The 24970-nt window shown below is 66.9% G+C and carries 28 protein-coding genes; 7 read left to right on the plus strand and 21 right to left on the minus strand.

The window, feature by feature from the left end; genetic code table 11:
- Positions 1-2: 2 nt before the first annotated feature.
- The 4 genes from ACFORO_RS08405 to ACFORO_RS08420 all read right to left on the minus strand — a co-directional run bounded on the left by ACFORO_RS08405 (position 3) and on the right by ACFORO_RS08420 (position 4522).
- The gene (locus ACFORO_RS08405; protein ID WP_377868239.1) at positions 3-1283 is read right to left on the minus strand and encodes a GGDEF domain-containing protein; all 1281 of its coding nucleotides are present in this window, start codon (positions 1281-1283) and stop codon (positions 3-5) included.
- A 101-nt stretch (positions 1284-1384) separates the two neighbouring features.
- A complete protein-coding gene (locus ACFORO_RS08410) occupies positions 1385-2620 on the minus strand; it encodes an MFS transporter (RefSeq protein ID WP_377868238.1) in 1236 nt (411 codons plus the stop codon).
- Positions 2621-2795: 175 nt separating this feature from the next.
- Positions 2796-3455 carry a YdcF family protein gene (locus tag ACFORO_RS08415; RefSeq protein ID WP_377868237.1) on the minus strand — a complete coding sequence of 220 codons (660 nt, stop codon included), beginning with the start codon at positions 3453-3455 and terminating at the stop codon, positions 2796-2798.
- 8 nt (positions 3456-3463) lie between these two features.
- Positions 3464-4522 carry a helix-turn-helix domain-containing protein gene (locus tag ACFORO_RS08420; RefSeq protein WP_377868236.1) on the minus strand — a complete coding sequence of 353 codons (1059 nt, stop codon included), beginning with the start codon at positions 4520-4522 and terminating at the stop codon, positions 3464-3466.
- 162 nt (positions 4523-4684) lie between these two features.
- Here ACFORO_RS08420 and ACFORO_RS08425 point away from each other — a divergent pair, with 162 nt between their 5' ends.
- Positions 4685-4939 (plus strand): hypothetical protein, encoded by a 255-nt coding sequence (locus ACFORO_RS08425; protein WP_377868235.1) that lies wholly within the window; start codon positions 4685-4687, stop codon positions 4937-4939.
- Positions 4936-5721: a helix-turn-helix domain-containing protein gene (locus tag ACFORO_RS08430; protein WP_377868234.1), complete on the plus strand. Its 786-nt coding sequence runs from the start codon at positions 4936-4938 to the stop codon at positions 5719-5721. Before ACFORO_RS08425 ends, ACFORO_RS08430 begins: the two co-directional genes overlap by 4 nt.
- A 136-nt stretch (positions 5722-5857) precedes the next feature.
- Here ACFORO_RS08430 and ACFORO_RS08435 read toward each other — a convergent pair whose 3' ends face one another.
- The 9 genes from ACFORO_RS08435 to ACFORO_RS08475 all read right to left on the minus strand — a co-directional run bounded on the left by ACFORO_RS08435 (position 5858) and on the right by ACFORO_RS08475 (position 11530).
- Positions 5858-6097: a hypothetical protein gene (locus ACFORO_RS08435; protein WP_377868233.1), complete on the minus strand. Its 240-nt coding sequence runs from the start codon at positions 6095-6097 to the stop codon at positions 5858-5860.
- Between the two features lie 60 nt (positions 6098-6157).
- Positions 6158-6736 carry a prepilin peptidase gene (locus ACFORO_RS08440; RefSeq protein ID WP_377868388.1) on the minus strand — a complete coding sequence of 193 codons (579 nt, stop codon included), beginning with the start codon at positions 6734-6736 and terminating at the stop codon, positions 6158-6160.
- 19 nt (positions 6737-6755) lie between these two features.
- Entirely contained in the window at positions 6756-7070 is a 315-nt protein-coding gene (locus ACFORO_RS08445) for a hypothetical protein (protein ID WP_377868232.1), read from the minus strand.
- Positions 7071-7221: 151 nt separating this feature from the next.
- Positions 7222-7803 (minus strand): GNAT family N-acetyltransferase, encoded by a 582-nt coding sequence (locus ACFORO_RS08450; RefSeq protein WP_377868231.1) that lies wholly within the window; start codon positions 7801-7803, stop codon positions 7222-7224.
- The gene (locus ACFORO_RS08455) at positions 7800-8555 is read right to left on the minus strand and encodes a lasso peptide biosynthesis B2 protein (protein ID WP_377868230.1); all 756 of its coding nucleotides are present in this window, start codon (positions 8553-8555) and stop codon (positions 7800-7802) included. The genes ACFORO_RS08450 and ACFORO_RS08455 overlap by 4 nt, the downstream gene beginning before the upstream one ends.
- Positions 8552-10372 carry an albusnodin/ikarugamycin family macrolactam cyclase gene (locus ACFORO_RS08460; RefSeq protein ID WP_377868229.1) on the minus strand — a complete coding sequence of 607 codons (1821 nt, stop codon included), beginning with the start codon at positions 10370-10372 and terminating at the stop codon, positions 8552-8554. The genes ACFORO_RS08455 and ACFORO_RS08460 overlap by 4 nt, the downstream gene beginning before the upstream one ends.
- A 69-nt stretch (positions 10373-10441) precedes the next feature.
- On the minus strand, positions 10442-10582 hold the full coding sequence (locus ACFORO_RS08465; RefSeq protein ID WP_377868228.1) for an albusnodin family lasso peptide: 141 nt from the start codon (positions 10580-10582) through the stop codon (positions 10442-10444).
- Between the two features lie 132 nt (positions 10583-10714).
- Positions 10715-11092, minus strand: a complete 378-nt coding sequence (locus ACFORO_RS08470; RefSeq protein WP_377868227.1) for a hypothetical protein — start codon at positions 11090-11092, stop codon at positions 10715-10717.
- A 9-nt stretch (positions 11093-11101) separates the two neighbouring features.
- Positions 11102-11530, minus strand: a complete 429-nt coding sequence (locus ACFORO_RS08475; RefSeq protein WP_377868226.1) for a hypothetical protein — start codon at positions 11528-11530, stop codon at positions 11102-11104.
- Positions 11531-11831: 301 nt separating this feature from the next.
- Between ACFORO_RS08475 and ACFORO_RS08480 the strand changes: the two genes are divergently transcribed.
- Both ACFORO_RS08480 and ACFORO_RS08485 read left to right on the plus strand, forming a co-directional pair.
- Positions 11832-12695, plus strand: a complete 864-nt coding sequence (locus ACFORO_RS08480) for a helix-turn-helix domain-containing protein (protein WP_377868225.1) — start codon at positions 11832-11834, stop codon at positions 12693-12695.
- 5 nt (positions 12696-12700) lie between these two features.
- Positions 12701-12922: a DUF397 domain-containing protein gene (locus tag ACFORO_RS08485; protein WP_377868224.1), complete on the plus strand. Its 222-nt coding sequence runs from the start codon at positions 12701-12703 to the stop codon at positions 12920-12922.
- A 91-nt stretch (positions 12923-13013) separates the two neighbouring features.
- Here ACFORO_RS08485 and ACFORO_RS08490 read toward each other — a convergent pair whose 3' ends face one another.
- Positions 13014-13874, minus strand: a complete 861-nt coding sequence (locus ACFORO_RS08490; protein ID WP_377868223.1) for a replication-relaxation family protein — start codon at positions 13872-13874, stop codon at positions 13014-13016.
- 3 nt (positions 13875-13877) lie between these two features.
- Positions 13878-16043, minus strand: coding sequence for an ATP-binding protein (locus tag ACFORO_RS08495; RefSeq protein ID WP_377868222.1), 2166 nt, complete (start codon positions 16041-16043; stop codon positions 13878-13880).
- 170 nt (positions 16044-16213) lie between these two features.
- Between ACFORO_RS08495 and ACFORO_RS08500 the strand changes: the two genes are divergently transcribed.
- Complete coding sequence (locus ACFORO_RS08500) at positions 16214-16600, plus strand: histone-like nucleoid-structuring protein Lsr2 (protein WP_377868221.1); 387 nt, start codon at positions 16214-16216, stop codon at positions 16598-16600.
- Positions 16601-16634: 34 nt separating this feature from the next.
- On the opposite strand, the gene ACFORO_RS08505 is transcribed toward ACFORO_RS08500, so the two are convergent.
- Complete coding sequence (locus ACFORO_RS08505; protein WP_377868220.1) at positions 16635-17258, minus strand: hypothetical protein; 624 nt, start codon at positions 17256-17258, stop codon at positions 16635-16637.
- A gap of 81 nt (positions 17259-17339) precedes the next feature.
- On the opposite strand from ACFORO_RS08505, the gene ACFORO_RS08510 reads away from it, so the two are divergent.
- Together ACFORO_RS08510 and ACFORO_RS08515 are read left to right on the plus strand one after the other, a co-directional pair.
- Entirely contained in the window at positions 17340-17591 is a 252-nt protein-coding gene (locus tag ACFORO_RS08510; protein WP_377868219.1) for a hypothetical protein, read from the plus strand.
- Positions 17588-18070 carry an Imm26 family immunity protein gene (locus tag ACFORO_RS08515; RefSeq protein WP_377868217.1) on the plus strand — a complete coding sequence of 161 codons (483 nt, stop codon included), beginning with the start codon at positions 17588-17590 and terminating at the stop codon, positions 18068-18070. Before ACFORO_RS08510 ends, ACFORO_RS08515 begins: the two co-directional genes overlap by 4 nt.
- Before the next feature lie 132 nt (positions 18071-18202).
- On the opposite strand, the gene ACFORO_RS08520 is transcribed toward ACFORO_RS08515, so the two are convergent.
- From ACFORO_RS08520 to ACFORO_RS08540, 5 genes are read right to left on the minus strand one after another with little or no spacing between them, the layout of a single operon-like run.
- A complete protein-coding gene (locus tag ACFORO_RS08520; RefSeq protein ID WP_377868215.1) occupies positions 18203-18730 on the minus strand; it encodes a hypothetical protein in 528 nt (175 codons plus the stop codon).
- A gap of 4 nt (positions 18731-18734) precedes the next feature.
- Positions 18735-19889 carry a C40 family peptidase gene (locus ACFORO_RS08525; protein ID WP_377868214.1) on the minus strand — a complete coding sequence of 385 codons (1155 nt, stop codon included), beginning with the start codon at positions 19887-19889 and terminating at the stop codon, positions 18735-18737.
- A 1-nt stretch (position 19890) separates the two neighbouring features.
- A complete protein-coding gene (locus ACFORO_RS08530) occupies positions 19891-21897 on the minus strand; it encodes a hypothetical protein (protein WP_377868213.1) in 2007 nt (668 codons plus the stop codon).
- A 58-nt stretch (positions 21898-21955) separates the two neighbouring features.
- Entirely contained in the window at positions 21956-24529 is a 2574-nt protein-coding gene (locus tag ACFORO_RS08535) for an ATP-binding protein (protein ID WP_377868212.1), read from the minus strand.
- Complete coding sequence (locus ACFORO_RS08540) at positions 24508-24969, minus strand: hypothetical protein (protein ID WP_377868211.1); 462 nt, start codon at positions 24967-24969, stop codon at positions 24508-24510. Before ACFORO_RS08540 ends, ACFORO_RS08535 begins: the two co-directional genes overlap by 22 nt.
- Between the last annotated feature and the right edge of the window lies 1 nt (position 24970).

Here is a 24970-nt window from a genome sequence, read left to right on the forward strand (position 1 = left end):
GCTCACGAGCCACCCAGCCCATCGTCGGTCGCTTCGACGACCAGCACCTGATTCCGCCGTCCACCGTCTTTCGCCGTGAACAGAGCGTTGTCGGCAGCAGTCATCAACTCCTGCAGTGTCCGCCCGACTCCGGGGAACGACGCCGCACCAACTGAAACACAGATTCGAGCTAATGATTCAGCAGAATCCGAACATACGTCGATGATTCGCTGCCGAATTCGCCTCGCGACGGCGACAAGTACGTCGGGTCGGGTGCCAGGGAGAACTGCCGCGAACTCGGCACCCCCGAGGCGTCCGCACAAGTCATCGCCGCGAACCTCATCCCGGAGAGCGTCGCCAACCTGCCGAAGAACCCGGTCCGGCACCAGACAGTCCTCCTGGTAGCGGCCTTCGACCAGATATTCGACATCGATGAGCAGCAAAGCGGCTTCGGTGCCGTACTCCCGGGACCGCTCGATCTCGGCTTCTCCGATCGCGGTCCAGCTCGCCGCATTGAGCAGGCCGGTTTTCGCATCAGTCGTCGCTGCTTGCTCGAACTGCCGGATCAGCACCGTGCGGTGCAGCGCATACAACGGCAGGAAGATCACGACGACCAGCCAGGGCCACCAGACCAGCAGCAGCGCTGTGAGCGCACCCATGCACAAGGTCGCCAGCTCGAGCAGGTTCTCGTTGACGGGGCCGAGCAAGCCAGCCAGGCTCATCCGCCCCTTGATCAAGACGATTGCGATGGCGACGACCGTCGAGTTCACCAGGAAGTAGAGCGCGATCACGCCGACGAGCCCAGCTGCCGTCACCGCGTCGCGCTCCGCTCCGGGCGGTACGAGATCCAGCTGACGGCCAGCCCAGCCCGCGACCTGGCAAGACAAGACAACGTTGCACGCGCTGAAGACCACTCGGTACGCGTGAATGCCCGAGACTCCGCGCCAGCTGCGGAACCACAGGTGCAGGTACAACACCGCCACCAATGCCGAAGCCAGTGCCGGAGGCAGGATCAGCGCCGCCGACAACGTCCAGACCGACGAGAAGTTCACGTGCGGCGTATTCGAGAATCGGCGTCTGCGCCGTTCGACCTGACGGGTCATCTCGGCCGCGACCAGCCCCAGCGCCACCAGCACAACCCACTCAAGCGCGTCACGCGCCGTCGTCGGCGCGAACGCGGAGCTGGTCGTCACGGCGATGGCCGCGCCGTCCACGAGCAGCAGAAACACGATGGCCGCACGCGGGATAGCCCAGATCGCCCAGCTTCGTCTGCTAGCCCACCACGGGCCGATCACGCCAGGCATACTGAAGTCCTTCCGTTCCCAAGGGAGGGGCTGCCGGCCACTTGCCCCTCCTCAAGCCGGACACCTGGGAGGGGGCCTCCATGCGCAACAAGGACCTGTGATCACGCCGCAATGACCGGCGCAGGCTCGTCCGCGGCGCTTCTCGCTCTCCGCGGGCGGGCCGCCTGCCACACCAGCCCGGTGCTAGCCGCGGCGATCACCGCAGCACCGCCGGACAGCGCGACCGCACCGACCGGGCCGACTTGCTCCGCGACGACGCCGCCGAGCAGGATCGCGACGCCCTGGGAGCTGTACAGCACCGTCGTCAATCGCCCCATGACCGTGGCTCGACGCGAATCAGGGACAAGCTCGCGGACCGCGGCGACCATCCGGACGATGTAAACCGTCGACAACATCCCGGTCACTGCCCACAACGCTGCTGCCCACCAGACGCCTGGCAACCACGCGCACAGGATCAGCGGCACACCGGCCAAGACGGCCGGGAGGACAACCGCCTTCGCAGACAGCACGTCGTTTGCCTGCCGGCGCGCAGCCCACCACCCGCCAACGACGCTGCCGATCGGGTCCGAGGCCATCAGCAGCCCGACGCCGAAGGATCCCACCCCAGCGGCGCTCGCGAAGGGCGCAGCTAAACCTTCGGGAACCACGAGCAACCCGGTCAGCCCGGCCAACAGTGCTACTGCGACGATCCGGCCATCCAGCTTCCCTTGCCCGCTGTGCTCAGCACTGCCTGCCTCGGCCGCTGCAGCACGGCGTTGCTGGATGAAGACGAGCACCAGCACCGCGCTGAGGAAGAAGGTCGCGGCATTCAGCACCAACGAGGCGCTGGCGCTCCACGCCGTGACCAGAACACCGCCGAGGCCGAAGCCAGCGACCTGCGCGATCTGCGAGGTCATCTGCCGCAATCCCAGGCCTGCCTGCAGAGTCTGCTCGGGAAGCACATCGGAGAGAAGCGCTAGCTGGGCTCCCTTGAACGGCGCTCCCGCCAGAGTGAGCAAGCCGACCAGGACCCACAGGACCGGCAGAGGCACTCCGGGAATCGCCATCGCCGCGGCCAAGCACCCTCGAATCGCGTCCGTCACCACGATCACCGTGCGACGCGGAAACCGGTCCGCCAAGCCGGACAAGAGGAATCCGCCGAGAACGGCTGGCACGAACGTCAACGCGTAGGTCAAAGCTGTCAGCAGTGCGGAATTCGTTCGCGCGTACACCAGCAACGCGAGCGCGACTCGCGCCAACTGGTCCCCGAAGACCGACAACGCTTCCGTCAGCCACAGGACGCGAAACTCTCTGACCCGCAACGCATCCCTAATTGGCGCGTGCTTGGTGTCCTTCATCCGGCCTCCCCTGCCGTCCGACGAACCCAACGACATCAGCACGAAGACTGCGTCGAGTGATCAACTGTATGCCTGGAGTGTCGGCGGACGGAGGCAAACAGCGGGGGTTCACCTGAACGTAGTACCGAGAGGACAGAGAGTAATTCTACTCAGCTAAGGCTCGGTTTCACCTGCGTTAAGCCCTCAGCATGCGACTGGTGAATCCGCGCTCGACAAGTCGCGAATACGCAGCCAGAGCGGCCTCCGGGACGTCCTGCGCGATAGCGAATCTCAGCTCCGGATAGCGCATGACCCGTTCCATGTCGCCGATCATCATGTCGACTACCTCAGCCGCGGGCCCGATCGTCTTGACATACTCGCTCAGGACCACGGGCGCGGACGCGCAGCGAGGATCGACCTCAGGCCATTGCCGTCGGCAGGTCGCGTAGGCACGACGTTCCATGTAAGGCATCGCGATCAGCAACAGCGATGTCGGCCGGACCCCTGCCGCAGCGAAGACCTCGCGTGACAGGACGATGTTGTCGCCGGTGTTCCGCGCGTTCGGCTCCAGCAGAATCGCCTCGTCCGGAACGCCGCACGCGAGCGCGACCTCCCGAAAATGCTCGGCCTCGCCGCGCGGGAAGATCTTCTCGGTCGCGGGATTCTTCCCGCCGCTGACGACCATCACCGGGAACAGGCTTCGGTGGTACAGGTCAGCCGCGAAGGACGCGACCCCGATGTCGTTGCCGCCCAGAACCAGCGCGGCCGAGCACGGAACGAGCTCATGGTGGAGCTGATGGAAATCCCAGACGACCTCAGCATCTGCCCAGTCCTGCGTCGTCAGCTCCCGCTCCACGTAACCAGTCAACTCCTCGCGGTCATGCCCGTTGTCCCTGAGCCAAGAAGACTCCGGATGCTTCGCAACTGGTGCATCATGCCGTATCGCTCCGCAACCGTGGCAGCTTCCTCGAGTCGGCGCTGCCCCGCCGTCTCTGTCCTCGGATCGGACAACAGGACGTGGCCGTAGGCCGTGCCCAGCCGCACCTGTTGCATCGGGGCTCCAGTCCCCTGTGCGTCCAGCGCTACGCCGATCGCAGCAGTCGCGTGGTGGAGGTCGCCCGCGCTCCGGTGCGCGAGCGCGAGCTTTTGATGGGCGGTCGACCAGTCGATCGGTTCCTCCAATCTCTCGAACTCGACGATCGCCGGTTCGATGAACCGGACTGCCTCCTGAGGCTTACCCGCCTTGCTCAGCGCAGTCCCGACCCAAAGCTGCGATCTCGCGCGCTCGCGAGCCGACAAACGCGCGTCGTCAGCCAATTCGAGATACCGCTCCGCCGCGGTGCCGTATGCACCGGTCATCTCCTCGTTCACCGCCAGTTGCAACTCGACCTGGGCCACCCGTCGCGGCCTGCCGAGTTCGGCGAAGACCGCACGCGCGAGCGAGTAGCTCTGCCTCGCCGACAACGGGCCACGAAGCAAGCCCTGATCTTGGAGCAGGTCCCCTTGGAGCCGCAGGGTTCGGGCGTACAGCGACATGCCGAGCGTGTCGTTGCTGTCCGGCGAGAATTGCCGCAGCGATCGGTCGATCAAGGCAGTGCACGCGCGAAAGTCTGGTCGTCCAAAGTGCACCAGCGCACGGTCCAGGTCGTCCGACCACAACTCATAATCCACCGCAGACGAGAGGGAATCTTCGGGGTCACCGGCCTCGGCTGATGTTTCTTGGACAAGCAGTTCGCCAAGCTCGCGAAGGCTGATCCCTAAAAGCTTTGCGATCTTTGCGCGCCGGTGCATGCTCGGTGCCCAAACGCCGCGCTCCCAACGTTTGACGGTGCTCGGGTCGATCCCCAGCGTGTAGGCGAACGACTCTTGGGTATATCCAGCGGCTTCGCGCGCACGCTTCAGCTTTTCCCGCGGCGCATTCATGTTCCATGGCCTGCTAATCCGTGGCCAGCGGACGGAACGCCCCCAAAACGCCCCCGCCTGCCCCGATCCCGCCCTGGTCCGGTCAGGTCAGAAGATCCACAGTCGTTCCAAGCACGCTGCACCAAGCCGTGGAGGACCTGCAATGACCAGACGGGTGATCCCGTGAAACTCTCGATCATCGACACCTTGACCGGGCTCGCGGCCGTGTACCGACGATTGCCTCGGGTTCTCGTCGAACTCATCGCCGGGCAGCTGACGGCGGACGAGCTTCGAGAGTTCGGCGACTTGCTCGCGGAGGCCGCGGAGTTGGTGTGTGAGCACGCGGCCAGCGCGCGAGACACAGCGCAGCTGCGAGCCACCGAGAGCTCCGCCGCGTTCGGCAGCGCGGACAACCAGGGCAAGCCGAGCACACCATGAACGCCTGTGTTCGCGCCGCTCCGCCTGCTGCTGTCGCCGTCGGAGTCGAGCTTCGCGCGGCTAGGTTGGACGCCAAGTGGGGAGTCCGCGAATTGGCCCGCAGAGTCTCGATGAACCCGGCTCGGGTGAGCAGTTGGGAGTTGGGAGAGCGGATTCCCCCGCCTGACATGGTCTCCTTTGTAGCGGGAGTGTTGAGGCTGACCAAAGCCAAACTCGATCACCTCCGGCAACTCGCCGCGGACGCACGCCAAGAGAACTACATTGAGCCGAGGCAAGACGCCGCGGCGCGACTCACCGCTGTTTACGAACGGCTGTCGTCGCACATCATCGAGTGGGCACCGCTGCGCTTGCACGGTCGAGAACAGCAGGCCGAGAACGTAGGGAAGAGCCCGGGTTTGAACGAGCCTGCTCTCGCTGGGGACGCATCGGCGATTCGAGACCTGTTTGTCGGCGCTCGATCTTGTCGAAATCCGGATACGAACCGCGACACGATGATCGAGCAGAACGAACTGCTGCTGCGGCTCCACCGGCAGGAGAACAGAAGTGTCCGCCTGGTAACAGATGACGTAGGAGATCTCCCGGCTTTCACCGTCTACCGCACTGAGGGCAGGACACCGACGGTCGCGTTGCGACATGCAGGCTGCTCCATCTATCTGACAGCCGAACTGGCTACCGCTGCCTATATCCGCGCAGTCCGTCGATTCGCCAGCGAAGCGCTCTCCCCCGCGCTGACAGCCGCTACGATCGAGACAGCGCTCTGCGGCCTGAAGGCCGGCCGATGACCCGCGAAGCCCAACAAGGATTACGTCCCAGGCTGGTTCGAACAGTCGTTCCGCGGCCGGACTCCGCCCGCGCCACATCCAGGCCGGCCGCGTTCCGACCGTTCGATCTCTCGGGGTACCGTCCACTGTAGACGGCTTACCCCAGGTCGTAGCCCAGACTGTCAGCCACATCCTCGACGAAGTCCTCGCCAGGAAGAGAATCATCCTGCTGATGCACGTCCCAAGCGACGTCGTCCACGGCGTCACCGCCGTCCTCCAATGCTTCGGACACCAACCCGACGAGGTCCCGAGCCTGGTCCTGATCGAGGTCGAACCGGTCGGCTGCGTTCGCTGCCGCGTAGTCGAGCATGTCTTCCGGCCATGGCTGATCGTTCACGACGACTCCTTCTCCGGGGGCAGTACAACGCGAGACACGGTCGCGACTGCACAGCTCTATTCAGTCGGCCAACGGCGTGAGCGCTATTGCCAGCACCGTGCCGCCGACCATCGCTGGCGCAAGCGGGATCCTGCGCTGCTCGGGCCGAAGCACGACGATTGCCAGTGCCTGGATCCCTGCGATCAGGTAGCTGAAGACGATCGCAGCACCAATCGCCGGCCAGCCTGCGGCACCCGCAAGCAACCCCAGAGACGGTGCCAGTTTCACGTCGCCAGGCCCGGGATGCCTGCTGAGGACGAAAGAGGCCAACAACAGCACGGCCCAAGCCACGCCGCCGACCACACCACGGAGCAACATCTCCGGCGTTCCCGAAAACATTGCAGTGCAAGCGATCAATGCCATCAAGGACACGAAAAACGTTGCACTCAGCCGATTCGGAACGCGATATTCAGCGAAGTCGACGATGGCAGCAGATACTCCGAAAAGGACGAGAGGTACCGCGGTCGGCAACAGAAGCGGTGGCGAGCAGCCAGCAATGGCTGGCACAGCGCCGATCAAGGCGAGTTCCCGCCGACGGGAGGTCACTCCGACTCGTCGGAGCACGACAATCCCGGCGACACCGGAGAAGGCCGCAACCACAGCTCGCAAGAACCACAGGTTAGCCGTCACGGCGGACCTCGATCCGCACCTCCGCGCCGTACCAGGCGTCGTCGTCTTCGCTACGCGCAGGCCGGTAGTGCCAGCGCGGATGATTGGAGGAGGCGATCGTCCGGCGACAACGGCACGGCGCGCTCGTCCACCAACCCACCCGGAGGATGTGCAGCCGTCCCAGCGAACAGTTGCAGGGAAACTGCTGGGCAAGCGAGGCGCGTGCACGGTCGATCACCCCAGCGAGATCCGCTCCGCGGACGAGCAACTGGCCGTGTGCCTCGTCGTGGTTGGTGACCCACCCGACAGATCGAAGCAACTCCACCGCGCCCTCCCCTTGATCGCACACAGCGACATGGGAGACATGTCCGGGAATCCGCGACCCGATACGCGACTTCTGCAGGAGGAGTGCGTGCCGCTGCCTCAAACGGGCGGAGCACGGCCCCATCCGCGCGCTTGCCCACGCTGCTGCGGGTTCACCGATCTGGAGCTATCAGCTGGCGGACCGCGGAGGGACCGACGAAGTCATCGGGAATGGCGTCCATCAGCGTCTCGTTGGCGGGTTGGCCGAGCCAATACCCCGAGTTGCGTTTCTCCCCGATGACACGGAATCCGGCGTGTTCGTAAGCGGTGATGGCGGCTTTGTTCGGGGAGAGCACAGAGAGGTAGACGCAGCGCAGGTTGGTGATGTGGAAGGCGTAGTCCAAGGTAAGCCGGGTGGCCTCGGTTCCCAGGCCGTTGCCGCGGTGGTCCGGGCCGAGCTGGATGATGAACTCGCCGGTGCGGACGTGGTGGTCGATCAGCACCGCAGTGGCGCCGACCGGAGTCGGCGGGACGGCGGCGACGTCGTAGACGGTGAAGCGGAGCTGATCGTCGGTGCCGCGGGCCTGGTGCTGGAATCCTTCGCGCCGATTCGCGAGCGAGTCGGGGGTTTGGCGGCCGTAGCCGACGAGCGTGCCGGGGTCTTGTTCCCACTGCCAGTACTGGTCGACGAGGTCTTCGGTGAACGGGCCGAGCCCGGCTCGTTCACCGCGGATCCAGATACGCGGTTCGTTCATCGCTTGTCCCCTCCGTTGTAGCGCGCCGGGATGGTGCGCAGCACTGCGAACCGCGCGGTCGACGGCGGTTCCGCTATCCGTTCGTTATCGTCAGTCTCCACCCATGCGTGCAGCCGGACGGGGTCAGCCGCCACGCCATGACACCACGTCACCCGTTGGCGCGACACAGCCAGCAGCATCAGCACGGCCGCGGATTCCTCCAGGCACGCCACCCTGCCCGGCGCTAGCAGCCCGGCCTTCCGGACTGCGTGCACAGCCCGGCGGGCGTCGTTCACAGCGGCCGGACGAGTCGTCCGCCGCGCCGCCCGAGCCAGCAGCCAGCTCAGCCGGGCAAGGCGACCGCCGCGAGGACCGGCTGTCAGGACGACGAGCACTAACGCCAGCGCCATCCCGGCGAGAACGGTGACGGCCAGCGGTACGGGAACCGGTTCGGGTCGCCCGGCGGCGAGTTCCTGGGTGCCCCAGCTCGGCTCCCACGCTGGTCCGGTCGGCGGAGGCGCCCAGGGTTCCGGTCGCGGCGACGGCACGAGCAAACCGGCGTCGAGAAGCTGGCCGCGCAGCGTGCGTGCGGTGACCTCGTGCAGCACGGTCGTCGCGGTGGGATCGCCGCCGGCGGCGAGTTCGGCCCACCACTGTGCCGCCGGGCCGATCAGGGTCTCCGCCTGGCCGGTTCGGTAGTTCACGATCACTGTGGCGGGGCCGACGTCGACAGCTCGAACATGGCCTGGGGCGGTGAGGTAACGGGGGCTCATGCTGCTCCTTTTGCCTTGCTGGGCGACGTCCACGCAACACGGGGCTCGCGGTCGAGGGCGCGCAGCCAGACTTCGGCGGCGATGGCGGGTTCGACGGTCGAGCCCGGCACCGGAAGTCCGGCTGCGGTGAGGGTCAGACTGCGGCGCAGCGCATCCGGCTTGATGAGGCCGAGGGCAGCGAGGTGGCCGTCGGCGAGATCGTGCAAGGCGGGCAGGTTGGCGCGCATGCCACCATAGTGGTCCGGATTGAAGTCGCCCTTCGTGGTCCGAGCTGCCAGTCGTGGCGGGAACAGGCTGCCCATGGCAGCGGCCAGCACGGGCTTGTAGCTGGCCGGGCCAGGACGTTCGACGAGCGGGACCGACAGGTAGGCGTCGACGACGCGGGCGTCGGTGAACGGGTTCGCCAACGGCACGCCGACGTGTTCAGCAAGCTGGATGTCGGCGCGGGCGGACCGGCCGACCTCGGCCATGCTCTCGGCGGCCAGGGTCGTGGCGAACATCCCGGCCGGAACGTCGACAGCTCGTGTGGCGGCCCGGTGTGCCGTGGCGTCGGCGCGTTCGCGTGCGTCGGCCGTCGCCCACGGAGGCACCGGTTCCGTTGCGTGCCAACCGATGTGGCCGTCCGGTGTCGTCGATGCCCCACCGGTGCGCAGCTCTCGCGCCAATGCCGCCAGCGCGTCGGCGCGACGAGTGCGCGCGGTCCGGCGCGCGGCGGCCAGGAGGGGCCATGCGGGCAACCGCCGCAGCCGTGCCCACCGCATTGTCTCGACGACGACCCGCCGGCGACGGCCGGCGGCAACGAGGTCGGCGAGCATGATCGGCGGCGTGCACAGCAGGCTGTCGCCACCGTCGCCGGTGAGATGGCAGTCGGTGCCGATAGTGTCGCGGATCCAGCGCAACTGCCCCGCGAAGCGGGCGTGCGCGACGGTCGAGGGCGCGGGCTCGTCGGTCGCTGGTACCTCCGCCAGTCCACTGTAGGGGGCGTGCTCACCGGTCAACGGCAGCAAGCGATGCGTGAGACCCGTGTGCTGGGCGGCGAGCCGCGCGTAGTCCAGGTCTCCGCCGCTGGCGCGTCCGGCAGGATGCACCGTCACCCCGGTCACGACCTGCCCCGGCCTCGCCTGGCTCCCTGCCAGCAGCGCCAGCGCCGTGGAGTCGAACCCGCCGGACAAGTCCGACGTCAGCGACTCCGCGGTATCAATGCGCACCTTCGTCGCCGAGGCCAACTCCTTGCGCAACTGCCCGGGTAGTGAACCCGCCCGCGGTCGGGGGTGCCACACCCGGTCCACGCGCGCCCCGTCGCCATCCATGGTGAGCCGGTGTCCAGGCGGGGCGAGCGCGATGCCTTCGAACGCGGACCGCTCAGCCAGCAGCACCGGCACGAACGGCGCGAGCAGGCAAGCGGCGAGCCGGTCCACGTCCGGACGCGCCCCGGCGAGCCCGGCCAGGGCACGGGAACTGGACGCCCAGTAAGTCCCTCCGTCCGCCGTCGCGGTGTAGATCGGCCACGCGCCGCCGAGATCGGTCCAGACCCGAGTCCCGGTCCGGGTGACCTCAACCGTCGTGTAACTGCCCGGCCACCGCCACGCCGCGTCATCCGGCACGCCACGCTCGGCGAGCCGAGCCAATTCGGCCGCAGTGATCCCGCAGGTGCCGGCGACCGCGACGAACCGCGGCCCGGACCACGCCGCACGCACCTCGTGCCCTGCCCACTGGCCGCACGTCCAGCATCCCGGCACCGTGGGCCAGATCCTCGCGTGCCCCACCGGGCTGCGCGGCGGTGCGACTGCCGCAGCGAAACCTCCGAACCAGCGCATGTCCTCCCCTTCCTGTCTGCTGTCACGACGCTGGTGCCCGGTCCGGAGGCCGGGCACCAGCGTGACGGATCAGTTGTAGGCCCGCCGCTTGTCCTCCGAGTGACCCTGTCCCTGGCCTTGAGTCGCTGCGGAAACCTCGCCGAGACTGACCAGCAACACCGGTTCGTCTATCGCTCGGCCTTGTTCTGCCTGATCGGCCGCGTTCTCCATGCTTCCCCTCCCTTTTCCTTATCTCGCACGGCTTTCGTCGCGCTCTTCCTTCCTTGCACACCCGGTCAGCGGCAGACAGCCGCGCCAAGGTGAACCTGGAGCCGTTCGTGAACGGCTTTCGGCCGCAGTGGGTCAGGGGGTCTGACCGCGCCTCCGGAAGTGGTGACGTCCGCTGCGGGAACGTCCGGCTGTATCGGCGATCAGGCAGCTGTGCGCAGTCCGCCATACCGTGCAGCGCGACCGGCCGAACAACCGCGGCGCGGAGCAGGCAGGGCAGCGGCCGTGCTCATCAGGCTCGTGCGCGGCCAGAAGCTCCCGCCACGCACTGGTCAGCTGGGTGATCACGGTGTCTGCCAACCTGGATTTCGATAGCTCGTCGGCCTTGCCCACCAGAGTGTCCAGATAGTCAAGGCGGTCGTGTACCGCCGCGCGCAGCGTCAGGTTCAGGACCTCATCCACGATCGTCCCCTTCGTCAGGGGCGATGCCGGCGGGCCGAAGACCTGCGGCACGCACCTCCATCACGACGTCGCTCCGGTGGACGGAGGAACCGGACGACCAGAGAGCTCCCATTCGGTGAAGTGCAAGACGATCCGATCCCATAGCCCTGGCAGTCCGACCTCGGCGATATGCATCCGGACGCGGTGCGCACGACTGTCCCAACAGGCCATTGCCCGCACCCCAGACCCGGCGTCGGCGTCCAGAAACAAGTGCTCGTCCAGGCACCGGTGCAGAGTTCGCCGCCGGTAAACCACGCTCGGCAGGTCCACCGCCACGATGGCGGCTGCCGCCTGATGCTCGATGCCTGGCACGAAGACCGCCGGGACCAACTGTGCGGTCTGCAACGCCTCGACCAGCTGGTCTCCCGGATCCTTGCTCTTGAACATCCGCGTCACGGCGTGCACGAACTCGACCAGGTACGCCTTCGGCGCGGACAAGATCGCAGTCATCGTGTGGTCGCTCCTTCGCAGGTGAGAGGCAGCGGCCCCGGACTGGTCGGGGGTCAGCGCCGGGGCCGCTGCCGTCGAAGGCCCCGCGGCGGTGCTCGACAGCGGGGGCAGTCGCCGGAGCGCCGTCGCGGGGCAAGTGCACGCCAAGCGGTAGCGTGTCGGCTATCAGCGTGACGTGGGTCATACTGATGACAGTACAACTGACGATCGTCAAAATGAGATCGTCCGATCGGGTGTGCTTGCGCATGCTGTGCTTACGGCGAGCGCGAACGGCACTGACCAGGCAGAAGAGGAGCGACGCGTGGCGACGACCAGCCCGACCGCGCTGAAGTGGTGGTTCGCCGTGGCGATGCGGCACCTGCGCGAGACCGCCGGTCTCGAGCGGTCCGACGCCGCTGAAGCGATCCGGGGCAGCGTGTCCGCCATCGCCCACATCGAGAACGGCCGCTCGCTGCCGAAACCGCTCGAACTCGAACGCCTGCTCACGCTTTACGGCGTCGCCCACCGGATCGAGGCGTTCCTGCGCTTGCGGGATCGCGCCCGCAAGGGCAAGGACTGGTTCGCCGACGGCGGCCAGCACGACTTCCCCGAAGACTTCGGCCTATTCCTGGGCATGGAGTCCTCCGCAAGCCAACTGGAAGGCTGGGACGCCAACGTCGTCGCCGGAGCGTTCCAGACCCGCCGCTACGCCGAGGCAACCATCCGCGGAGCCGAGCCGGAGCTGAAAGACGACGAGGTGATCAAGCGTGTCGACCTGCGGATGGCCCGCCAGCGCATGATTTTCGACGACGGCGAGCAGCCGCTCGTCTGGCGGGTCATGGCCGCCACCGCACTGGAATGGGAGGTCGGCGGCAAGGACGTGCTTCGCGAACAGCTGCTCCACCTGGCCGACCTCGCCGACCGGCCCGGCATCAAAATCCAGGTGCTGCCCGCCACGGTCGGCGCGCACACTGGTGCGGAAGGGACCTTCACCATCCTGTCCGCGCCGCCGGAACTGGAGGACTACCCCGGCTGCGTGTACGCGGAGACGCTGGTCAAGCCCTACTACTACGAGGAGCTGGAGCAGATCAGGAAGTACCGCAACGCCTTGACCGAGCTCCGGGTCAAGGCCACCAAGCCGGAGAAGACTTCGGCCCTGTTCCGTCAGCTAGCAAAGGACCTGTGACCGCTATGAAGCACGAGGACGCCGTCACCGCCCTCGCCGGCGCGACCAACTGGCACAAAGCCTCATACAGCAAGGAAAACGCCTGCGTGGAAGTCGGATTCGTTCCCGGCCTGGTCGGAGTCCGCGACACCAAACTCGGTGCCGCGAGCCCGATCCTGGCCTTCGACCCCAGCGAATGGGATGCATTCCTGCGCGGTGTCAAGGACGGCGAGTTCGACCTGACGTAACGCACATCATCTGCGCACGTGGAAAGCCCCTGACGATCTTCGTTGTCGGCAGGGGCGCTTCCTTTCTGAAGCCGGGTGGGTCTCTACTGCCTCACCGCGTGTTGTCGCGAAGCGACGCGAACAGCGACCGGCGGCGCGTGTCCGTGCCGAGGATGGGTACGGCGACATCGGCAAGCACCCCGTCGTTCTGGAGCCGCCGCAAGGTCGTCACGATGAGATCCACCCGGTCACCAGCCGTCGCGACGGCTGCCATTGCCTGCGCGTGAGCGCGCAGATCCGCGAGCCGGCGTTCGAGCACGTGCTCCGCAGCACCCGAGAGGACGATCACGACGCGGGGAAACCTCGGGTACCGCGATCGCCATACCGGACTCGCGCCAGGACGCCGCGGCACATAGTCGTGGTAGCGCACGTACGCGACAAGCTTCTGCGCCAGGCGCGCGACCGGCATGGTCGACCGGTCGAGTTCGACGAAGAAAATTCGCTGAGAACGGTGTCCTTCGTCGAGGACGTAGTGCAAGACAGCGTCCGCGATGACTGTCGCGCGTCGACCGTCGCGGTGATGCGCGACTTCCGGAGTCCACGACAACGGGCCGCAGTCGTGCCCATGGGCGCGGGCGGTCTCGACGAAAGCGAGACCAGTCTCGACCACGTCGAGACTGTGCGCGAGCAGCACTTGCGCGACCTCAGGGTCCGCGACCCGGTACTGCCGCTTCTCGACCGCATCGGACACCTCAGCCATCGCAGCACCTTCTGCGGTGATGTACCAGGCGCGCGGGCTGTGCTCGCGGGTCACCGCGTCCAGCAGGCCTGCGCGACGCAGGACCGCCAGCTTGTGCCGGACCGTGCGCAAGGGCATTCCCGGCGCGATCAGCCGCCCCAACTGGTCGGTCGATACGAGCCGGTGCCAATACGCGAGCAACAGCGCCTGCAACTGAAATGGATCGAGCAGCATCCGTCACTCCACACTGGACTCGATCTCACCGCTGCCGGGATTGGCAGTGGCTCCGCTCCCCCGTCCCGGCGGCCTTCCACGTCTCGATCGCGGCGGTTCGCCACCGTGCAGGGCTGCGATGATGCGTTCGTCGAGGGTTTCGAGTTCGTCCAGGACCTCGCCGACCGAACGGCGGCGAAGATTCCGATCCAGGCATTCGTCGACCTTGTCGTTCCACTCCGGGTGAAAGTGCTCCGCGAACTCATCCTCCACGTGCAGGCCGCGGATTTTGAACGGCGTCGTCCGCTGCCCGCCCAGCGTCACAGTCGCCACGTGGTGGAACTGCTCCAGTTCGGTGATCGTGGACGGTTGAACGAGACCGCCGAACTCGCGCGCGACCGTACGGGCACCGTCGATCGCCGCAGCGCTGGTCATCAGGAGCGACTGGTTCTGCAGCAATGCGCGACGGGTCTCGGCGGCGAGACGGTCGGGCATCTGGTTCATCACGTGCAGCCGGACCTGGAACTTCCGCATCTGCTCGAGGATCGCCGCGACATAGCCCTTGGCCGCGCCGTCCACCGCGGCCAACTCGTCGATGAACGCATCGAACCGGCGGCGCTTCTCCACCGGGATGTCCGCGCGGGACCGTCCGGCCCGGAACAGGTCGTAGATCATGAACGAGGTGATCAGCTTGCTCGTCTCACCGGCCCCGCTAGTGCACACGAACACGATCCGGCTCGCGTCCATCGCCTTGCGCACCTCGTACGTGGTGACCGACGAGCCCAGGAATGCCGACAGGGTCGGGCTGGTCCGGAGCCGGTTGATGATGTTCGTGACCACCGTCGTCGCGTCCGGAGTAAGTCTGGTGAAGGAATCGGTCCAGTACCGCCGTACGCTCGGCCGCAGGCACCCCAGGATCTCCTCGCGCCATTCTGCGTCGTCCAGCAATGTGGGGATTTGGAAGATCGTCGGTGCGCATTCAGACGGCACCCTCATCGCTACGTAGCAGAGCGCCTCGCATGCCTTCGTCAGGATCGACTTCGCCCGCGGAGCCGCATCGCCCCAGCTCAACGCCGCGGCGAACGACGTGACCACGGCGTCGACGCGGTCTTCGATGTCGGTTTCGTCGTAGCCCTGCATGCTCAACGGGTTCCAGCCCGGCAACCGCTTCCCGCGCCCGCGGACGTCGAGGTTGATCTCCCAGAGCCGATTCCGCAGCCCGGGGTCGGACAGATACGGCTTCGCGCGCTGCCAGCCGTCCGCGTGGGGGTCGAGAAACCACATTCCGCCGCCTGCACGGGCGATCTCGATCGCCTGCGCCAGTGCCTCCTCCGTCTTGCCGAACCCTGCCTTGCCGAACCGCGCGGAGAACAACAGCTCTCGCTTCGGGATGCCGACCAGCCGCTCCTCGCCGTTGACGTCGGTCACGTAGCCCAGCCGCACCAGACCGGCGTCCGGCCGGTACGTCGGTACCTCACGCGGTGCAGGCAGCACCCAGCCCCGGCTCCGTGCTATCACCGGCGACAAGCACCGGCCCGACGGCGGCTTGAGCAACGCGGCGATTTCGCTCGCCGTGACCAGTGCGCCCGATCGCGGCTTCGCCAGTCCGCTTGTGAACCGCCAGTCGAACAACCACCTCACCACCGGCAGGTCCGCACCCAGATGCCGACCGAGGAACCGAATACCGCGCAAACGCCAGTAGTTCTCGCCCCGGTAGACGTCGAACGCGCCGATCACGCTGCGCAGGTGCGCCTCAGCCCGCCCGGGAATCTCCGACGTGCACCGCAATAGCAGCTGAATCGCGAACACCGGCTCGTCAGTATGGAACTTGTTCTGCTGCAACGGCTTCCGCGCCGGTTGCCGGGAGGAGAACCGTCCCTGCCCGCGTGCTGCCGGAAGGAACTCGCCGACAATCTCCGCGAGCCCCTCACCAACCGCGCGCAACACACCTGCGGAATCGTCCGACGGCTGGTGCTTCCGTGAGACATGCCGGATCCGCGCCGGGGTCAGCGGCACCAAGTCCAGGCACACGTCGACGGACTCGCCGAGATCCGGGCGGACGTCGCCCAGCGCATTCGCCAGCGACTGCAACGGATCATCCGGCCGGACCGGCAACGCCTTCAACGCGAATTGCGGCGGTCGCGCCAGCACCAACTCAGCACGCGCGACGTGTACGTCGTCCCGGCTCATGCCGTACTCACAACGCTCCCTCAGCCATGTCAAGTCCCTCCACCGGCGCGGGTTCGCTGAGGAGACAAGGCTGCAACCGGCCGCAATAATTCTTGCCGCGGACCAGCCACAGTGGGCCGCTTGTTATGGTCTGGGTCGCTTGCTTCCCGATCTCAGGAGAAAACACCGCCATGGCACAGAAAGTCCTCGTCGAGATGATCGACGACCTTGACGGCACCGAAGCCAGCCAGACCGTCCCCTTCGGACTCGACGGCGCCCACTACGAAATCGACCTCTCCGACGACAACGCCGCCGCCCTGCGCGACCAGCTCGCCTCGTTCATCGCCGCCGCCCGCCGCACCGGGGGCCGCAAGACCGCCGGCCCCACCTCGACCGCACCCACTGCTGAGGACCGCGAGCGCTCCAAAGCCATCCGGGCGTGGGCCATCGAGAACAACTGGGCCGTCTCCGAACGCGGGCGCATCCCGACCAACGTCGTCGCCGCCTACGAAGAGAGCCTGAAGCAGGACGATAAGCCCCGCCGCAAGCGCACCGCGAAAAAAGCAGCCGCGAAATAGCCCCTCGGCAAGCCAGGGGCGGCGGCCGTCGAGGTCATTTCTCCGGCACGCCGCCCGGGGTGGCTTCTCCCCCGTCGACGGGGGTGGTTTCTCCATCACCGGACGCCGTCGCGCGCCGAATCTCCACCTGCGGATAGCTGAGCTTGTTCAGCACACCGGCGATGGACTCCCGCCCTTCGATGCTCATGATCATCTTCCCGAATTCCGGATCGGTGCCGAACCGGACCCGGACGCCGACCACTGAGCGCGGCACCCAGCCGTGCACCGGGCGCGCCCGGCCCAACTGGTGCGCGAAAGCCAGAACGGCAGGCAGCGACGGGTCGAAGGCGGCTGTCGGCAGCAGGTCGTAGCGGACACGAGAGCGGAGGTGGCGGGAACGGATGTGTCGGTGGAGGGCAAAGACCGCGATCAAGCTCGCGACCACCGCTGCGGTCACCCACCACAGCGCGGCGCTAGTGAGCAGGTGGTCCGTATCGAGCGCCTGCGGCGCACCGTTCTCCTGCATGGCCTGACGGCCATGCGTGCGGGAGAACATGTCGGCTTTATGGGCAACCCTGCCCCACTGCCACCGACCTGCCGATTCCGCTGATTTCGGGATCAAGTCCGGCGAATGGCCAACGACCGGGCCAATGTCGGCCCCGACGGCAAAGATCGACACGCGCGGCTCCCCTCTTCAAACGGACGCGGGAGACAGGCCAAAGAACGACGCGGCTCGATTCACCGCCTACGCGACGGCAACGTGCAGTACATCGGACGAACCAACAACTTCGACAAGAGGAAGTCAGCTCACTCCCGCACACCCGGCAAGGAGAATCTGAGGCTCCAACCAGAATTCGAGACACAGGACTACGAGACCGTCCGAGGACTCGAGCAGTACCTGTACGATGTCCACAGCCCGATCCTCAACGAGATCCGCCCCATCAGCCTGAGGAACGGCAACATCGAAAGATACTTGGAAGCGGCCTGCAAATTCATCGGGGAGCTCGGATGACGCGGCGAGGCGCGAAACAGAAGTACCGCGAGGGAGACTGGTTCGCAGTACCGCTCGAGAGCGGCAAGTACGCGGTCGGCCTGATCGCCCGAAGCACCAAGAAGTCACATTCGATCTTTTTCGGGTACTTCTTCGGCCCAGCCCGCGCTGCGGTTCCCTCGCTCTCCGACATCGAAGGGTTGCGACCGGACGACGCGATCTGGCTCAGCCAGTTCGGAGACATCGGCCTCCACGACGGGACCTGGCCGGTTCTCGGCCAGTCTCCCGGCTGGGACCGGGCCGACTGGCCGATGCCAGCCTTCGCGCACAAGGACGCGCTCATCCCGGACCGCTATGTGCGCCGCGAATACCCGAACGAAGACCCCGGCATCCACTCGACCCAACAACGGATCAGCGCCGAGGACGCAGCGACACTGCCCGAAGACGGTCTCGCCGGTTCAGGATTCGTCGAACAGCGGCTCACCAAGCTGCTGACCTAGCAAAACCTGCCGAGCTTTCGCGAGACCGCCACGGCAGGAAATTCCGCGACCGACTCTTTTCGAGACCGAGCGCCGCACCTTATCTGCGCGGAGCGGCGCTCGGAGTCGACAGCGCAGTCGTCACCAGCCCGCTCAAGAGCGCAGTGGTCTCCATGATTGTCTGAAGTAGCGCAACCGAATCAGCGCAGTTTGACGCTCCAGGTGCTGACCATCCGGGCTCACCCCAGCCCAGAGCAGGTGCGTCTCGACCCTGACGTCGTCGATACGGCACGCGACGGCACCTTGAACGCGGACGTCTCGATAGATCCAGGTCAGCGGCTCGCCCGGGAGATAGTCTGAAAAGCGTTCTCTGCCGGCACCCGTCAGATCCGCCAGCAGCGCCGCTGTCGCGAGCACGAGAAGTGGCTTTTCGAGCTGCGGATCGAGGTTGCTCGGGCTGGCCGTGCGCAAAGCCCGGTTGAGGGACTCGTCGCTCAGTTGGCCGACGGGGAGATCACGTGCTGGAAGTGACGACGAAGGACGGGAAGAAGGGGCGATTGGCGAAGCGACGGGACGAGATGGATTGCCAGTGGAAGCGGTCAATCCGAGGACCAAAACGACAATGCTTCCGGTCGCGACGACTCCGCCGAGGCAGAGCATGACAGTTCCGCGTTTCGACATGGCGCTACGGGAGCAGATGCACGCCGCCGGCGTACTCGTGGAGGTTGACGGGGTCTTTGCGGACAAAAGTGCCTGAGGCGAAAGCGTTGACCATCTGGCCGTAGCCGAGGTAGATCCCGACGTGGTGGATGATGCCGGGGCTGTAGAAGACAAGGTCGCCTGGACGTAGCGCGGCCAAGCCCGCGGCCCGCGACAGGCGAGTGCCGAGGGCGAACTGGGCTCCGCTTTGGTGCGGCAGGGTGATCCCGACGCGGGCGTACGCGTAGAGGGTCAGTCCGCTGCAGTCGAAGCCGATCTTGTCGTAGTCGCCATGCCGGTCGGCCTCGCCGCCGTCGCGGATGCCGCGGCTTGGCCCGGCCGCGGTGCCGCCGCCCCAGGCGTAGGTGACGCCGAGCTGGGACATCGCCGCGTCGATGACTTGCTTCGCTTGCCCGCTCGCCGGGGAGTGCGCCGCTGCGGGGTGGAGTTGGAGCGCGTCGTAGTTGCGGATGTCGGCCAGCACTTGGTCGACGTATACCTGGCTGGCGTTGTAGGAGTAGATCGCGTCGCGCAGGTCGGATTCCTTGCCGAGGTCGAGGGGTCCGCGACCGCAGAGGTAGAGCGCAGCGGTCAATGCTGCGTCGAAGGCGTTCTGCGGGTTGCGGATGCCGTCGTCGTTGCCGTCTTGGGCGACGGTGCTCCAGGTGGTCGAGAGGAATTGGAAGGGTCCTTCGGCGCGGGCGAAGGTGCCGTCGAGGTTGCGGATCGGCGTGCGGTTTCCGCCGGTTCCGCTGCCGTCAAGGAGCGGGCCGAGGATCGGCGGCGTGATGTCGCCGTTCGGTGCGATCGCCCGGCCGGTGGCGTGGTGGGATTCCTCTTGCGCGATGCCGGCCAAGACGGCCCAGTGCATCCCGCGGCAGTCTGGCCGGAGCTGCGCGACCCGCTGTGCGGCGCGGGTGTAGGCGGCGAGCATGACAGCGGGGATTCCCGGCACGTCTGCGGGGGTCTCGGGTGACCCGCTCGAATCGTCGGCGATCGCGATCAGGACCCCGGCGAGCAGAAGCGCAGCGAGCAGCGGCGCGGCCAGAGGCAACGCGGCCAGGATGCGCCATCGCCACGGATGTTGCCGGTAGGCGTCGCGCGCGTATTCGGCAACGCGTAGCGCCAGCAACGGATTCATGTCATGCCCCCTTGATCTGGTTCATGCGGTCGCGCAGGCGTTGGCTCCAGGACACGGGTGGCGAGAGCATGCCCGGCGGCAACGACGTCGCGTCAGGAGGCAATTTCGGCTCGGCCGGTGCTGCGTGGTTGGTGCCGGTGAACGTCGGTGCCGCCGCGATGCGCGCGGGGAAGTGGGCAGCGACTTCGTCGGCCAGGTATGGCTTCTCCCCCGCCTCGCCGTGTCTCGCCTGCACCGCAGCCGCCGCTGTCGTAACGGCGTGCCAAGCCGGTCTCGCACCCGACATCGTGCCGAGCCCGCTGGCGTAGCGGACGCCGTAAGCCTTGGCTGCGGCGGCCTGCCGTCCGAGCGCGGCTTTCGCGGCATTGCCCTTCGAGGTCAGCGCCGTGCTGGCCCGGTGCGCGGCTCGCGGCCACGACACCGGCGCGCCGATCGTGTAGGACAGCACTTTGCTTCCTGCCTTGCCGCCCGCTTTTCCCGCTGTCACAAGCCGGTTCTTCAGCTCCCCGACCGGAGCAACGGCCTCGGCGAACGCGTCTGTCCCCGCTTTGACCGTCCGGGAGATCCGATGCGGTCCGGGTGCCACGATGGGTTCCGGCAGTGATTTCGGCGCGGTGCGCGGTTGCCCGATCCGCTGCACGCCCGCGCTCACCCGCGACCGCACGCGCGCGACATTGGCGGCAAGTCGTTTGCGGAACAGGAAACCGGAGAACACGACCAGGTCGATCACCGAGAACCGCACCAGCGCGGGGCCGAGGTCAGCGGTCATCAACGACCGCACGATCACCGTCATCACAGCCAGGAACAGCATGCCCATCAAGACTTTGGCAACAGTCGCCGCGATCGAGCTGACCCGGTAGGCGAGCTGGTGCTGCCAGGCCGGGACCACCGCGACGACGAGCGCCAGCGCCAGCAGGAGTCCTTCAAACAACAAGAGATACGGGGCCAGCACCTGGATCGCGTTCAGGCAGACGGTCAGGATGGCGAACAGCACCATCGCGATCGCGTAGCCCCACGCGCCAAACGCGCGGTCGGCGTCGGCGACCTCGTTGTACTTGCCGTATCGGTCGGGGCAGCCGTCCAGCTCGCGGGCCTTGGTGCTGTCGTCCTTGCCCGACCACGGGCCGTCGTCGAGCACCTTCTTCACCGAATACCGGCAGGCTCCGTCCACTTTGTGGTCGCCCGTGATCGCGGAGCCGTAATTCAGGAGTTCCCACGGCGTGACGAGAAGGTTGTCGATCAGCGCCTGTCCGATCGGTGCCGCGGGGTTCCCCGTTCCGCCCGGCTGCTGGCCCAGCACTATGGCACTGACGTCCGTGCCGAGCGCGCGGCTGAGACTCAACACCCCGTCATCTCCCACCAGGAACCCGACGGGGTGTGTGATAACCGAGACGGCGAGCGCGTTGATCACGATCGTCGAAAGCATCTCGCGCCACGCCCGGGTGGTGAACCCGCGCACGAACAGGAAACCGAGGTAGCACACCGCGATCAGCAAGGCGATCTGCCGCAGGTGGAGGTCTCCGATGATCGAGGTCTGCCAGACTTGTTCGAGGCTTTCGGCCGGGGCTTTCACCCAGTCCACGACGCCCGCGGTCATCGACCATTCGGTGAACCACACCGAGAAACCCACCGAGTACTTGCCGACCGCGAAACCCATGTTCCCCAGCCACAACCAGATCGTGGGCATCGGATCGCTCAGCAGCGACGGGAGGTTCGCAAAGAGATCGTAGTTGTGCAGATCGCGGCCGTAGCCGTCGTCGATGCTGAACAGCCCGTTGCCGTGCCCTTCGTGCCCTTGCTGGTCGAGCAGCGGAAGCGGCGGCGGTTCGGTCGGCGACGCGGGCTTGCCCGGCGGCAGAGCCGGAGATGGTGCGACAACGTCCGGGTTGGTGACGCAGTACGGATACGGTTCGCAGGAATGCGGCTTCGGCGACGATTGTTGAGCAGCCGCACGTGGTGCACCCGCCAGTGCCGCAGTCAGCAGCACCAGGAGAACAGCCGTACACACGACCGTGACATTGGGACGGGGCACATCCTGGACACGCACACGCCCCGGCGCGTCCGATTCAGGAATGCGGGGTTTTCGCGCTGCGCGTGACCGTGGGCGTGGTCAGGACGGCTTTCGGGAAAGTCCGGTATGGCTGCGGAAGTACCTTGATCTTGCCGATCCGTCCAAAGTGGTCCCGCACGAGGAACTCCCCCGCACGGGCCTTGCGCTCCGCTTCCCCTCCGGCGGGATTGAGCGGCGAGAGATCCTTGGTGACAGCGTCGTGGTAGCGCGGGTCGGCCGGGTCGACGCCGAGCCAGGCCAGGCTCTGCCGCGCAAGACTGTCGTCGCGGTGACGGCCGACCAGGCGAACGGCAATCAAGCCGCGCAGGACATCGTCGCCGAGGTCTTGCGGCGCATGCGACCCGAATGCGGCGTCGGCACCGTGTTTGCGGCCGTCGCGGACGAATTCCAGGGCGATCTGCTGGCCTTCCGGTGTGCCGGTGACGTTGTAAGCCTCGTCGCAGATGAACTCGCCCCAGCGGGTGGTCCCGAAGCAGACTTCTTTGGCGATAGCGGCGATGAGCAGGTGGAAGGCTCGGCCGAACAGTTTCCGCGGCGGAATGCGGGCGGCCATGCGTTCGCTGCTCATTTCCAGTGTGGTGGGCAGCGGGACTTCGTGGGTGCAGAACGCGACGAAGTCCGCAGTGTGCAGATCGACCGGAGGGAGGTCGGGGTCGAAGATCGTGCGGGTGATCGGGTCGCGCCGGAGCCGGTCCAATCGCGACGCCAACGCACGCGCGGCAACGTCTTGTTTGCCTTGCACCGCAAGGACGTCGATAAGCCGGTTGCTGGAGGCCTCGGCTGTGGAGGTCACGGTGTCGAGTCCGCGGCCGAGCGCGTCTCGTTCAGGTGAGGTGGATTCGAGGTCGAGCCAGGCGGCGAAGAAGATTTCGGCGATGCCGGTGCTGGTCTTGCCGCGGAACACGCGCAGCGGGTCACAGGAGTAGCGGAGTTCGGCACTGGTGACGCGTTCGCCGTCGAGCGCGGGGTCGACGATGTCGACGACCTGGGTGTTGCCGGGCAAGGCATCGGCGACCGGGACCCATTCCCGGCTGCGGGTGCGGTCGATGGCGATGACCCGTCCGTCGAGCATGAGCCGGACGATGGCGGCGACGTTCTTGAGCACCACCGACTTCCCAGCACCCAGCTCCCCCACCACCGCGATCCCGCCGGAGGAGTCGTGGGTCGGCCCGTAGGTCGGGTCGAGCAGGAACGGGGCAAGTGCCCCGCCGTCAAGGGCAAGCCCGAACAGCGCGCCGGTCGGGTCGCCGAAGTCGGTGGCGGAGAAGGGCAGGAGCATGGCGGCGTCGGTCGCGAGGAGATTCTGGCTGCATTCGCGCACGACCATCGGGGTGCGGTAGCCAGGCAGCATCGCTTGGTAGAGCTGGCGTTGTCCGCCGAGCGGGCGTTCCCATCGATATTCGCCGCCGAGGAACGTTTGCCGCAGCGTTTTCGCAGCAACGTCGCACTCGTCCGCGGTCTGGCCCCAAACACAGGCGATGACGCCGACCTCGAGGTCGACCTCGGTGGAACTGGCACCTAGGCGGGCGTTCTTGTGCTGGATCTCCTCCTGCGCGGAATGCACGTCGGCGGGCACGCCGGCGCTGTCGGCAGCATGCTCCTCGTCCTGTCCCATCAGGTCACGGGTGCGGCGGCGGTTGGCGGCTCGGGCTTCCTCGTTGGTTTTTGCGGTCAACCGAAGGGCGTAGTCGATGCCGAACCCGAGATCGGCCAGCCGCGCGAGGATTTCGTGACCGGGGAAGGTGAAGGCTCGCGGCATCTCGGCGAGGACGAGGTAGGCCTGGTAGCTCGCGAGGACGCCGTCGTCGGACGGGGTCAGGCATTTGAGGAACCGGCGATTCAGGGTCGCGAGCGGCGCGACGAGCCCGCGGCCGTTGTGGTCAGTGCGGCCGCCTTCGTCGAGGACGGTCGCCGGGAATGTCGCGAAAGCAGTTCTCCGTTGGTGCGAGACTGAGACTCGCGTGTTGTGGACGGTCTCGCTGGTCTCGAGTTGCGGCTCGTTCACGCCGCGAACCGGTGCGCGGCCCAGCCACCACAGCAGTTCGGCTTCCGTCACCGGCCGCAGCGGCAACGCTCCGCCGAGTTCCTGTCCCGCGACTCGGGCCCGTTCCTTGGCCTGCGTTACGGCTGCGGTTGTCGCTGGTCTCGTGGGGAGACCGAGACTGGCCGCCAGCGCGGCACCGGTCGCACGCAGCAGGCCGCCGGCGGTGTCCCGCCAGCCGTGGCCCGTCAGCGGGAGCGCGATCCAGTAGGTCCGGCCGAGCAGGTCGAGGGCGTCGAGTTGATCCCAGGCGTTGTGCACGGTTTCGGCCCAGTGCGGGTTCGTCTCGACGTCGATCCCGGCCAGGCAGCGGCGGACGATCGAGTGCGGCTGGGCCTGTTCGCACAGCGACACGATCAGCGCTTCGCCGCGCAGGGACTTCATGAAGGTCACCGTGCGCTCGTACAAGGTGCGCAACTGCCGTCCGCTCGAACGCGCGCTCTCCCCCGGCAGTACCCGCCACACGGCCCAAGTCGAGCCGTCCGCGCAGAACACGAGGTTTCCGCTCAGGTCGAGGATCTGCTCCATCTCGGCTCCTTCGTCTCCACCGCAGTCCGTGACTCGTCCTTCAGCGCACCGAGATGGAGATGGATCCGGTGCTGTGTCCACACAGGACGGGCGGGCCGATACGGCCGACGGCCGAGCATCCCGGACGCTGGTGCCAGAACGTGCGAGATCAAGCCGCACAACCAGCCGAGCGGGGTGCGCGATTCGATCCGGGCGCGGCGCAGGAACACCGCCGACAGCGGCACACACCAGCGCGCCGCACCCAGCCAGTCCAGCAGCGGCAGCTTCCACACCACGAGCAACAGGAGGAGGAACACGACGCCCTGGGTCAGGGTATAGGGCCCGCCCGGCAGATACCCGCCGTCGCGGCCGGGCATCCGGCCGAACATCCGCGGATACCGCCGCGACCGCGTGTAGGATCGGCCGATCAGCGTTTCGCTGCGGGGTTTCGGTGCGGGCACG

It is taken from the genome of Amycolatopsis halotolerans (assembly GCF_042647905.1).
GTDB classification, from domain to species: Bacteria; Actinomycetota; Actinomycetes; order Mycobacteriales; family Pseudonocardiaceae; genus Amycolatopsis; species Amycolatopsis halotolerans.